An 11817-nucleotide genomic window follows, 5' to 3' on the forward strand; every position below is an offset into this window, starting at 1 on the left:
GCGTCATGACACAGAACACCGTTGTATTGGCCGGGCTGATCGGTGCCGGCATTCAGGCTTCCCGCACTCCGACGCTGCACGAGCATGAAGGCGATGCGCAGGGTTTACGTTACCTCTATCGGTTGATCGATCTGGATCAATTGAAACTCGACAGCAGTGCCCTGCCCGACCTGCTGATGGCCGCCGAACGAATGAACTTCACCGGGCTGAACATCACCTTCCCGTGCAAGCAGACGATCATCCCGTTGCTTGACGAATTGTCGCCGGAAGCCCGCGGTATTGGCGCGGTGAATACGGTGGTGCTCAAGGACGGTAAACGCATCGGCCACAACACCGATTGCCTGGGTTTTGCCGAAGGCTTTCGCCGTGGCTTGAAGGACGTTGCCCGTGAGCGTGTGGTGCAAATGGGCGCCGGTGGCGCAGGCGCGGCAGTGGCCCACGCGCTATTGAGCGAAGGCGTACAGCTGCTGAGCATTTTCGATGTGGATCAAAGTCGTGCTCAGTCGCTGGCGAACAACCTCAATCAGCATTTCGGCTTCGGTCGCGCCGTGGCCGGGCATGATTTGCCAGGCACGCTGGGTCAGGCTGACGGTTTGGTGAATACCACGCCGATGGGCATGAAAAAACTGCCGGGCATGCCCGTGCCAGTGGAGCTGCTTCGGGCGCAGTTGTGGGTCGCGGAGATCGTTTACTTCCCGCTGGAAACCGAACTGCTGCGCAACGCTCGTGCGTTGGGTTGCCGAACGCTGGATGGCGGCAACATGGCAGTGTTTCAGGCGGTGAAGGCGTTTGAACTGTTCAGCGGGGTGGTGCCGGATGCTCAGCGGATGCTGGCGCATTTTCAGAGCATGAATGGTTGAAAAGCCTTCGCGGGCAAGCCTCGCTCCTACTCAGGTCGCGTGATCTGTGTAGGAGCGAGGCTTGCCCGCGAAGACGTCAGGCCTGCAAATACCGCAAAACCGACTCGCAAATCATCTCTCGATGACGCTGTTTGATACTTTCGTCCGGCAAGTCGATCTGAAAGATCTCACCGAAGGTATGGCGGTTCGACACCCGATAGAAGCAAAACGAGCTGATCAGCAGATGCACATCCAATGGATCGAGCTCGGTGCGGAATACACCTTCTTCGGAGCCACGACGCAAAATCTCGCCCAGTGAATCGAGGATGGTGTTGTTCATCGCCTTGATCGCATCGGAGCGCTTCACGTACTCGGCGTTGTGAATGTTCTCGATGCTGACGATACGCACGAAATCGACGTTGCGATCATGGTGATCAAAGGTGAATTCCACCAGCCGCCGAATCGCTTCCACCGGCGCCAGTTCGGCCAGGTGCAGACGGTTTTCGGTGCTGCGGATATCCCCGTAGAGTTTCTCCAGCACCTCGACGTAGAGCTGTTCCTTACTGCCGAAGTAGTAATAGATCATGCGTTTGGAGGTGTGGATGCGTTCGGCGATCGCATCAACGCGCGCACCGGAAAGCCCCTGCTGAACGAACTCGACAATGGCCTCTTGAAGGATGTTCTCGCGGGTCTTTTCCGGATTGTTCTTGCGACTCTTGCGAGGCTCGGCAATTGGCTTTTCGGGCGCTACGGAGAGTTCTGTAATTATTGTCATTGCGGGCTCACGGCCATCACTGCACAAGCAGGCGATTATGGGCTGCCGCGCGCAGTGAAGGAAGCCGCGAGGCAGCGGTTTTGTACCCGTGTTTACGATTTTCCTACAACTTTGCCTGACGTACGCCACCACTTCGCGATTTAGCCATGGCCGCCAGTCGCACTGCCACGTTGGCCGCGCCGTAACCCGCGTAGCCGTTTTTGCGCTGGATGATTTCAAAGAAGAACCGCCCTTCGAACGGCTCGGTGTACACATGAAACAGCTCGCCGCCCTGAGCATCGCGGTCATAGAGCACGTTGAAATAGGCCAGCTCGCTGAGGAACTCATCGTCGAAATCGAACCGCGCGGCGAGGTCATCGTAGTAGTTGAGCGGGATATCCAGCAGCGGTACGCCCGCCTCCTTGGCGCGGCTGACTTCGGCAAAGATGTCGTCGCAATCGAACGCGATGTGATGCACGCCGGAACCGCGATAACTCGACAGTGCGTGTGAGATGGCGGTGTTGCGGTTCTCGGAAATGTTCAGCGGCAGGCGGATCGAACTGCAACGACTGCGCAATGCGCGGCTCTTCACCAAACCATACGGATCAGGCAACACCACTTCATCGTCGGCTTCGAAATCCAGCAGGCTTTTATAGAACAGCACCCAACTGTCGAGGCTGTCGGCCGGTAGCGCCATCGCCATATGGTCGATGCGCTTGAGGCCACCGCTGGTCACGGCCGTCGGTTGCAGGTTGAAGTCGGTGCCGTAGACGTCAGCATTCTTGTCCACCAGGTAAATCAGGCTGCCATCCGGCGCACGCACCGCTGCCAGTTCCAGCTCATTGGGGCCTACGAGTCCGCGATAGGGCTGGCCTTTGTACGCAATGGCACGGGCCAGCGCACTGGCGCTGTCCTTGACCCGCACGGCGGTGGCGCACAGTGATGGGCCGTGAGCCTCGAAAAAACTGTGGGCGAAGGAATAAGGCTCAGAGTTGAGGATCAGGTTGATATCGCCCTGACGCAACAGGCTGACACTCTTGGAACGGTGTTGCCCGGCCTTGACGAAACCCAGCCGCTCCAGCCAATGGGACAGCTTGGCACCGAGGCTTTCATCTACTGCGAATTCAAGAAACTCGATGCCGTTGTATTCGCTGGCGCTGGGGGTGTCGAACAGAATGTCGCGATTGGTTGCGGGCGTGGCTTCCTGTTCCAGACGTTGGCGGGTTTTCTCTTCCAGATACAGCAACGAACGCAAACCGTCGGCAGCGTTGGCCCGTGGCGGTGCGGCTCGAAAGCCATCGTTGAAGATCTCCAGCGACAGCGGCCCGGTGTAGCCACTCTTGATGATCGGAGCGAGGAAGCCCGGCAGATCAAATTCACCCTGGCCCGGGAAACAGCGGAAGTGTCGGCTCCACTCCAGCACATCCATGGCCAGGATCGGTGCGTCGGCCATTTGCACGAAGAAGATCTTGTCGCCGGGAATCTCGGCGATGGCGCTCGGGTCGCCCTGGAGCGACAGCGTATGAAAACTGTCCAGCAACACGCCGAGGCTCGGATGATCGGCCTGGCGAACGATGTTCCACACCTGTTGCCAGGTGTTCACATGCCGGCCCCAGGCCAGCGCTTCATAGCCGATCCGCAGGCCACGAATGCTGGCCCGCTCTGCGAGCTGGTGCAAATCATCAACCAGAATCTGCTCATCGCCGATCGAATCGGCCGAGGCGTTACTGCATACCAGCACCAGGTCGGTGCCCAGTTCCTGCATCAAATCGAACTTGCGCTCGGCCCGCTCCAGATTGCGTGGCAGACGATCGCGGCGGCAACCTTCGAAATCCCGAAAGGGTTGAAACAGCGTAATCGCGATCCCGAGATCGGCGCACATCTGTCTGATTTCCCGTGGGCTGCCGTCGTAGTAGAGAAGGTCATTCTCGAAAATCTCCACCCCGTCAAAACCGGCGGCGGCGATGGCTTCGAGTTTTTCCGGCAGGGTGCCGCTCAAGGAAACGGTGGCAATGGAACGCTGCATGTGTCGACTCCCGGTGGTGGGGACATTCTTGTTGGGCAAATTATTGGCTTGACGAATCCACACAGCAATTCAAAGTGTACTACCCGGTTAGTTTTGCGGGCGATTATCGAACACAATGGCGGTTGGCGAATTGACGATTTTTCGTCCACTGCGCAACATCGACACCACATTGAGTCCGGTCACGCCCCCATGGACTCGGTTACCAAAGACCCTGAACACCACATAAAAATTTCAAAAAACGGGTACACGCTCATGCGCTCATTCAACGCCTTGTTTGCTTGCTCCATCGCCCTCCCGCCGTACCTGGCATCCATCCGAACCTTGCGCCCCATCGGCCGAACCGTGCCGCTCGCTGAATAACCGTTGTCGTCAGTTCGACGAAAACACCTCAGCCGATCAATCACACCCGCGCCTGTCGCCGTCGATTGATCACGCGCCCTTGAAGTCCCGACAAGCCTCGCTTGTCAGTCATTGAACGGATGGCACATACATGTTTCCTTCTCAAAGCTCTCGCGTGGCTCCGGCCATGGGCGTCGCCACTGGCGGTATCGGCGACAAAATCCGCGGCGCCATGGCGGTCGGCAAAACCCGTTGGGGGATGCTGGCGCTGGTGTTTTTCGCCACCACTCTGAACTACATCGACCGCGCCGCCCTAGGCGTCATGCAGCCGATCCTGGCCAAGGAAATGAGCTGGACGGCGATGGACTACGCCAACATCAACTTCTGGTTTCAGGTCGGCTACGCCATCGGCTTTGTGCTGCAGGGCCGGTTGATCGACCGGGTCGGCGTTAAACGCGTGTTCTTCTGCGCGGTGCTGCTCTGGAGCCTGGCCACCGGTGCTCACGGCCTGGCCACTTCGGCGGTGGGCTTCATGGTCTGCCGGTTCATTCTCGGTTTGACCGAAGCGGCGAATTACCCGGCCTGCGTGAAAACCACCCGGTTGTGGTTCCCCGCCGGTGAGCGTGCCGTGGCCACCGGCATCTTCAACGCCGGCACCAACGTCGGGGCGATGTTCACGCCGATGCTGTTGCCGCTGATTCTCCACGCCTGGGGCTGGCAAGCCGCGTTCCTGTGCATGGCGGCACTGGGCGGCATCTGGTTGTTGTTCTGGGGCCTGAAGTACTTCAACCCGGAAGATCACCCGAGCGTTAAACAATCGGAACTGGACTACATCCAGAAGGAAGTCGAGCCGGAACAATCCCGCGTGCCGTTCTCACGAATCCTGCGCATGCGTGGCACCTGGGCCTTCGCCCTGGCCTACTCGATCACCGCGCCGGTGTTCTGGTTTTACCTGTACTGGCTGCCGCCGTTTCTCAATCAGCAATACAACCTGGGGATCAACGTGACCCAGATGGGTATCCCGCTGATCATCATCTACCTCACCGCGGACTTCGGCAGTGTCGGCGGCGGGATTCTGTCCTCGTTCCTGATCGGTCGCGGGGTCAACCCGATCAAGGCACGACTGATGTCCATGTTCCTGTTTGCCTGCTGCATCATCGGCGTGGTCATGGCCGCCGGCTCAAGCAGCCTGTGGCTCGCAGTGTTTGCCATCTCCCTGGCCATCGGTGCGCACCAGGCCTGGACCGCGAACATCTGGAGCTTGGTGATGGACTACACGCCCAAGCACATGATGAGTACGGTGTTCGGCTTCGGCGGGATGTGCGCGGCAATCGGCGGGATGTTCATGACTCAGTTGGTCGGCCACATTCTGACGATCACCAACAACAACTACACCGTGCTGTTCACCATGATTCCGGCGATGTACTTCATCGCGCTGACCTGGATGTACTTCATGGCACCGCGCAAGATTCCTACCGTCACCGAGTAAACTCCCTTCCTCCGGCAGGCCTGATTCCAGGCCTGCCTCCCTCCTCTTGTCGGCGCCGTTGTTGCCACGCCGCTGCCAACCCGCTGCAACAAATCACCGCGATCCCGATCACCGTGGTCAGGGTCGGTGTGTGTGAAAACAGCAACCAGCCCAGCAAACCGGCAAAGACAATCTGGCAATAGCCGAACGGCGCCAACAACGCGGGCGCGGCGTGACGGAAGGCCTGGGTCAGAAACAGATGCGCCGTCATCCCGCACGCCCCCAGCGCCACCATCAAAAAACCATGACCCAGGCTGGGGACTTGCCAGAAGAACGGCACCAGCGCGCTCATTACCAAGGTATTGCAGAGCCCGGCGAAAAAGTTACTGGTGGTCGGGCTGTCGATTTCGCTGAGCTTGCGGGTGAGCAGTTGATAGAAGCAGAAAAACAGGGCTGAGCAGAACGGCAGCAACACTGCAGGCGTGAAGAGTTCGCCGCCGGGATGGACGATGATCAACACCCCGATGAACCCGCAAATCACCGCCAGCCATTGCCCGCGCGTCACCTGTTCACCGAGCAGTGGCACTGACAGCGCCGTTACCAATACCGGTGCGAGAAAATTGACCGCCGTGGCTTCGGCCAACGGGATGAACAGCAACCCGGTGGTGAACAGCAAACTGGTCCCCAGCAGGCACAACGCCCGCAACAGTTGCAGCAATGGCCGTTTGGTCCGTAGGACACGCAACCCGGACTGCGGCAGAAAAATCCCCGCCATTAGTAACGTGTGAACCACATAACGGGCCCAGACCACCATGATCACCGGATAGAACCCCGAGAGGTATTTCGACAAAGCGTCGTGACTGGAAAACAGGAAGGTGGCAACGACGATCAGCAGAATCCCTTTGAAGGGCTGATTGACACCGGAAAGCGGAGTGCTGAGGGTCATGGGGTATCCCTTGGTGTCTTGAGATCAAAAGCGGCGATAACTCCAGCACCGTCAGCCATGGATTGCAGATGCTGGTAATGCTGTTGGCCCATTATTGTCAGCACCGATCAGGGCAATGCGAAGGGACTGAAGTCAAGGCGTGGTCTCTTGTGATTTATTGTTGCCGGGATGGGTTCCAATAATTTAGAACCTGGTTCCAGATTCTCACAGGAGTAACGGCAAATTGTGTTCGATCAGCGCACAGATTCGCATAGTTCGCTCCCACACTGTTTTTCTGTGCAGGCTGAATTAAACGAACAACTCCGACGCCAGACTCGCCGCCGACAACTCCTCCGCAAACTTCAACAACAGTGGCGCCAGTTCATGCAACCGCGCCCCCGGCATCCGCGCACTCGGCCCAGCGATGCTGAGTACGCCGATCACCCGGCCATCACCCGGATGCCGCACCACTGCTGCAATCGCCGACGTGCCTACCGCCGAACTTTCCTCGACCCAGGCATAGCCCTGCTCCCTGGCCAGACGCAGGCGCTCGAGCAATTCGATGTTGGAGCGCGGTGCATTCGGCCCGAGGTCCTTGGGCCGCTCAATGCCTTGGCGTTCCACCAGCGACAAGGCCTCGGCATCGCTCATGCACGCCAGCCACGCATGCCCCGACGCGGTGTAAAACAACGGTGCATCGCGACCCATGTCCGGGTCATAACGCAAGCCGGATCGGGCGCCCTGGGATTTGGCGATCCAGGTCTGGCGCTCCCCTTCGATCACCCCCAGGCGTACCAGCTCACCGGTCTCCCGGGCCAGCCGATCGAGTACTGGCTGCACAATATCCGCACCACTGCCGGACAAGTAACGAAAGCCCATGGCGACCAGTTTGGTCGATAAGTGATAACGCAGGTTTTCCGGATTCTGCCGCACATACCCCAGACGAATCAGTTCGGCGAGCAGACGGTGGGTCGCGCTCTTGGGAATGTCCAGTTGCTCGGCCAGGGTCTGCATCGGTAGACCTTGGGGTTCACCGGTAAGGCTTTCCAGCACGCTGAAAACACGTTCGATCTGACTGCCTGCCATGGGAGATTCCAAAATGAAATTTGGCTGATTCTAAAAGACAACTCCAGGTAAGCAAAATCTGGAACCTGTCCGGCAGTTGTCTTGACCGATCTGCAGTACCCGTCCGTCCATGAAACCGCTAATGTCGCCACTTCGGAGAACCCATATCGCCAAGGGCTGTCAGACGACCGGACTGGCGCCATACCTACTCACCGGCAACACTCATCACCATGCGCCTTCATCAGGTAAAAAAGAGGATCCCCCATGCTTTGGAAAAAAGGCCGACGCAGCGACAACGTGGTCGATGCACGTGGCGATGATGTCGGTGGTGGGGGCGGTGGAATGCGCTTCGGTGGAGGCAAGGGCCTGAGCCTGACGGCAATCCTGTTGATCGTCGGGATCGGCTGGATCACCGGCCAGGACCCGATGCAGATCCTCGGCCAACTGACCGGACAGATGAGCGAGCAATCAGCTCCGGCCCCCACCCAAACCCGCAAGGCGCCGCCGGCCAATGATGAAGGGGCCGAATTCGTGCGCTCGATCCTCGGCGATACCGAAGACACCTGGCGCCAGATTTTCCAGCAGGCCGATCGGCAATATAAGGACCCGACCCTGGTACTGTTCAGCAACCGCGTCAATTCGGCCTGCGGCCTGGCGACTTCAGCAACCGGTCCCTTCTATTGCCCGGCTGACCAGAAGGTCTACCTGGACATGAGTTTCTTTCAAGAGATGTCCCAACGCTTTTCCGCCGCGGGCGACTTCGCTCAGGCCTACGTGATCGCTCACGAAATCGGGCACCACGTGCAGACCTTGCTCGGCGTTTCCCAGAAAATTCAGACCGCTCGCCAACAGGGCCGGCAGATGGAAGGCGACAATGGTTTGCTGGTGCGCCAGGAATTGCAGGCCGATTGTCTGGCCGGGGTCTGGGCCAACCATGCGCAAAAACGTCTGAACTGGCTGGAACCCGGTGACATCGAAGAAGCCTTGAACGCCGCCAACGCCATCGGCGACGATCGCTTGCAACAGCAAGGTCAGGGCCGCGTGGTGCCGGACTCCTTCACCCATGGCACTTCGGCCCAGCGAGTGCGCTGGTTCAAGGCCGGATTCGCACAAGGCCAAGTTGGCGAGTGCGATACCTTTGCCGCGAAGAATCTGTGATGCGTAAGTGGCTGCTGGCTCTGTTAATCACCTGCGCAAGCACCCAGGCTGCCGAGCAAGGGGTCAAGGCGATCAGTTCCGGGCGCTTGCTGTTGAGTGCCGGGGAAATTGCAGTGAGCATTGGCCCGTCGCCGGCGAAAATCGAACGCGTGCTGATCATCGTCCATGGTCGATTACGCAATGCGGAAACCTACCGCCAAAGCGCCGAAAAGGCAGCCGAGCAGGCCGGGCAAAGCGCGAACACGTTGGTACTCGCCCCGCAGTTTCTCAACGAAACCGACATTGCGAGCCATCCGGTGTCTGACAGCGTTTTACGCTGGCAAGGCAATGACTGGATGGCCGGCGGCTTATCCACTGAGCCGTTTACGCTGAGCTCCTATGCGGCGCTCGACGAAATCATCGCTCGACTGGGTGATCGGCGACAGTTTCCGGACGTGAAGCAAATCGTCATCGCCGGTCACTCCGGCGGCGCTCAGGTGGTTCAGCGTTATGCCTTGCTGGGCCACCCTCAGCCAGCCCTCGATACCGAGGGCATAAAAGTGCGCTATGTGATCGCCAATCCTTCGTCGTACGCCTACTTCAATGAGCAACGGCCAGTGGCGTTCAGTCACGCGGGGTGTCCGAATTTCAATCGATGGAAGTATGGACTGGCGAATCTGCCTGCTTACGCCGATGGACAAACACCTGCGCAACTTGAAGAAAAATACGTCAAACGTGACATCGTTTACTTACTCGGGCAGCAGGACATCGACCCGAATCATCCGGCGCTGGATAAAAGTTGTGAGGCTAAAGCCCAGGGTGCTTCTCGATTGATTCGTGGGCGCCACTATTTCAATTATCTGAAGCGACGCCATTCTCAAGGATTGAGCCAGCAACTGATCGAAGTGCCCGGGGTCGGGCATGATGGTGATGGGATGTTTATGTCGCCAGAGGGGCAGAAGGTGTTGTTTGGTCAGTGAGTTTTTGTGGGGCCTGATCTGACGCTAGCGCGGGCAAGCCCGCTCCCACAGTAGATCTGCGCCGGATGCAAATTTGCATTTCATGGAGATTAAAATGTGGGAGCGAGCCTGCTCGCGATGGGGCCTTCAAGCCAGCAACATTTCTCGCAACGCCACGCAATCGGCTGCATGCCAATCAGCCAATTCCGGCCACGGATTATCCGGCAGATTCACCAACACCGTCCGCGTCCCTGCCGCCCGGCCGCAATCCAGATCGAAGCGGTAATCACCGACCATCACCATTTCGCTCGCCGGCACTTTCCAGGCTTCAGCCAGTTTCAGCAACCCACCAGGATGCGGCTTGGGCGGTGCTTCATCGCGGCCCAGTACATCCTCTGCCGCAAAGCAGTCGGCCAGGCCGATGGCCTCCAGCGTGACATGCGCCAGCTCGCGAGCATTGCGCGTGAGAATGCCCAGACGATAACCGCGCCCAGCCAACTCACGCACCAGTTCCACCGCGCCCGGCGCCGGCTTCGAACCCAACGCCAGATCCCGCTCGTGCTCCAGCAGCCACGCGTGTTTGGCCGTAGCTTCATCGGCCGGCAGTGCCGCGAGGTGGGTGAGGATGTCGTCTTCGGCGGGAATCGCCAACGCCACGCGAATCGCCGCGAAGTCATGCACGGCCACCGTCAGGGTGCCGTCCATGTCGAACACCCAGTGCCGCACCTCAGCCAGGCTCATGCCCAATCCTTGCGATGACGAATCAGGCCTTCCTGAGTGACCGAAGCCACCAGTTGCCCGGCACGGTTGAACACGCTACCGCGGGAGAATCCGCGCGAATTGCCGGCCCACGGGCTGTCCATGGCATACAGCAACCAGTCATCGGCGCGCAGGTCGGCGTGGAACCACAAGGCGTGATCAAGGCTGGCGACCTGCATGTCTTTCTGCCAGACCGATTTGCCGTGGGGCAGCATCGAGGTGGTCAGCAGGCCGAAGTCCGACGCGTAGGCCAGCAGGTATTTGTGCAGCGCCGGGGTGTCGGCCAAGGCACCGTCGGCGCGGAACCAGACGTATTTGATTGGATCGGCAGGTTGAGGGTTGTAGGGGTCTTTTTCGGTCACCGGCCGGACTTCGATCGGTTTCGGGCACAGCAGTTTTTCGCGCATGTGCTCAGGGATCAGGTGCGCGCGCTGTTGGGTGAGTTCCAGCTCCGACGGCAGGTTTTCCGGGCCGACCACTTGCGGCATCTCGGTCTGGTGCTGAAAGCCTTCTTCGTCGTACTGGAACGAGGCACTGCAGGTGAAAATCGGATTACCTTTCTGGATCGCCGTCACCCGGCGCGTGCTGAAACTGCCGCCATCACGCACCCGATCGACCTGATACACCACCGGCAATTTGGCATCGCCCGGGCGCAGGAAATAACCGTGCATCGAATGCACATGGCGCGCCGGCTCGACCGTCTGACTCGCCGCCGACAGGGACTGGCCGAGTACCTGGCCGCCGAACAACTGACGAAAACCCAGGTCCTGGCTGCGGCCACGGAACAGGTTTTCTTCAATCGGTTCCAGGGTCAGCAGGTCTACCAGATCTTCCAACACTTGGCTCATTCAGACTCTCCTCACACAACGCAATGCCGCGCAGTCTTGGCTGCGGCGGTCGATTCAGTTTATGGCCCGGTTCAACATGAGGGCCATTGTAAACGTCCGCGCCTGCTTATCCATGCAAGGTTTGCAGCCATTGCTCACGGGTGATGCGGTACAACACGTGCGGACGCAGCGGATGATCGGCTGCAAGCCGCGGGTGCTCGAAGTCATCGGCGGGAGCATGGTGCATGCCGATCGCTTGCATGACTTTCTCGGATGGCAGATTGGTCTTGGTGGTGAAGGCGACGACCTCTTGCAGCGCCAACCGGTCAAACCCGCAGCGCAGAGCGGTCCACGCCGCTTCGCCGGCATAACCCAGCCCCCAGTGCTCGCGCGCCAGGCGCCAGCCGATTTCGATGGCCGGCGTGAATGGCGCATCGAAGCCGACCACACCCAGCCCGGTAAACCCGATGAACGCCCCGGTGTCCTTGCGCTCCAACGCCCAGAGGCCGAAACCGTGCTCGGCAAAATGCCCGCGAATCCGCCCGATCAACGAGGCACTTTCCAGTCGACTCAAGGGTGCCGGAAAATAACGCATCACTTGTGGATCGGCGCACATCGCCGCAAACGCCGGTAAATCCTCGTCACGCCACTGCCGTAACAACAGTCGTGCGCTTTCGAGTTCCAGTATCGGCTCCATCTCGTCCCCCTTTCCTATCCCG

At 59.2% G+C, this 11817-nt stretch carries 11 protein-coding genes; 4 read left to right on the top strand and 7 right to left on the bottom strand.

Annotated features, from left to right (window positions below; all coding sequences use genetic code 11):
* Positions 1-5: 5 nt before the first annotated feature.
* A complete protein-coding gene (locus KVG95_RS23460; RefSeq protein WP_217858127.1) occupies positions 6-860 on the top strand; it encodes a shikimate dehydrogenase in 855 nt (284 codons plus the stop codon).
* A 76-nt stretch (positions 861-936) separates the two neighbouring features.
* Here KVG95_RS23460 and KVG95_RS23465 read toward each other — a convergent pair whose 3' ends face one another.
* Positions 937-1614: a TetR/AcrR family transcriptional regulator gene (locus KVG95_RS23465; protein ID WP_052967454.1), complete on the bottom strand. Its 678-nt coding sequence runs from the start codon at positions 1612-1614 to the stop codon at positions 937-939.
* A gap of 103 nt (positions 1615-1717) precedes the next feature.
* Complete coding sequence (quiC, locus tag KVG95_RS23470) at positions 1718-3619, bottom strand: 3-dehydroshikimate dehydratase QuiC (protein WP_217858129.1); 1902 nt, start codon at positions 3617-3619, stop codon at positions 1718-1720.
* Positions 3620-4109: 490 nt separating this feature from the next.
* Here quiC and KVG95_RS23475 point away from each other — a divergent pair, with 490 nt between their 5' ends.
* On the top strand, positions 4110-5447 hold the full coding sequence (locus tag KVG95_RS23475) for an MFS transporter (protein WP_052967452.1): 1338 nt from the start codon (positions 4110-4112) through the stop codon (positions 5445-5447).
* Here KVG95_RS23475 and KVG95_RS23480 read toward each other — a convergent pair.
* Complete coding sequence (locus tag KVG95_RS23480) at positions 5437-6372, bottom strand: DMT family transporter (protein ID WP_217858130.1); 936 nt, start codon at positions 6370-6372, stop codon at positions 5437-5439. The genes KVG95_RS23475 and KVG95_RS23480 overlap by 11 nt on opposite strands.
* A gap of 288 nt (positions 6373-6660) precedes the next feature.
* Positions 6661-7437: an IclR family transcriptional regulator gene (locus tag KVG95_RS23485; RefSeq protein WP_217858131.1), complete on the bottom strand. Its 777-nt coding sequence runs from the start codon at positions 7435-7437 to the stop codon at positions 6661-6663.
* Between the two features lie 243 nt (positions 7438-7680).
* Here KVG95_RS23485 and ypfJ point away from each other — a divergent pair, with 243 nt between their 5' ends.
* Entirely contained in the window at positions 7681-8574 is an 894-nt protein-coding gene (gene ypfJ, locus KVG95_RS23490; RefSeq protein WP_217858132.1) for a KPN_02809 family neutral zinc metallopeptidase, read from the top strand.
* Entirely contained in the window at positions 8574-9533 is a 960-nt protein-coding gene (locus KVG95_RS23495; RefSeq protein WP_217858133.1) for an alpha/beta fold hydrolase, read from the top strand. Before ypfJ ends, KVG95_RS23495 begins: the two co-directional genes overlap by 1 nt.
* A 126-nt stretch (positions 9534-9659) precedes the next feature.
* Here KVG95_RS23495 and KVG95_RS23500 read toward each other — a convergent pair whose 3' ends face one another.
* The 3 genes from KVG95_RS23500 to KVG95_RS23510 all read right to left on the bottom strand — a co-directional run bounded on the left by KVG95_RS23500 (position 9660) and on the right by KVG95_RS23510 (position 11795).
* On the bottom strand, positions 9660-10253 hold the full coding sequence (locus tag KVG95_RS23500) for an HAD family hydrolase (protein ID WP_217858134.1): 594 nt from the start codon (positions 10251-10253) through the stop codon (positions 9660-9662).
* Positions 10250-11119 (bottom strand): acyl-CoA thioesterase II, encoded by an 870-nt coding sequence (tesB, locus tag KVG95_RS23505; protein ID WP_007895344.1) that lies wholly within the window; start codon positions 11117-11119, stop codon positions 10250-10252. The genes KVG95_RS23500 and tesB overlap by 4 nt, the downstream gene beginning before the upstream one ends.
* Before the next feature lie 106 nt (positions 11120-11225).
* Positions 11226-11795, bottom strand: a complete 570-nt coding sequence (locus KVG95_RS23510; protein WP_123498613.1) for a GNAT family N-acetyltransferase — start codon at positions 11793-11795, stop codon at positions 11226-11228.
* Between the last annotated feature and the right edge of the window lie 22 nt (positions 11796-11817).

The sequence above is a fragment of the Pseudomonas farris genome, from assembly GCF_019145235.1.
GTDB classification, from domain to species: domain Bacteria; phylum Pseudomonadota; class Gammaproteobacteria; order Pseudomonadales; family Pseudomonadaceae; genus Aquipseudomonas; species Aquipseudomonas farris.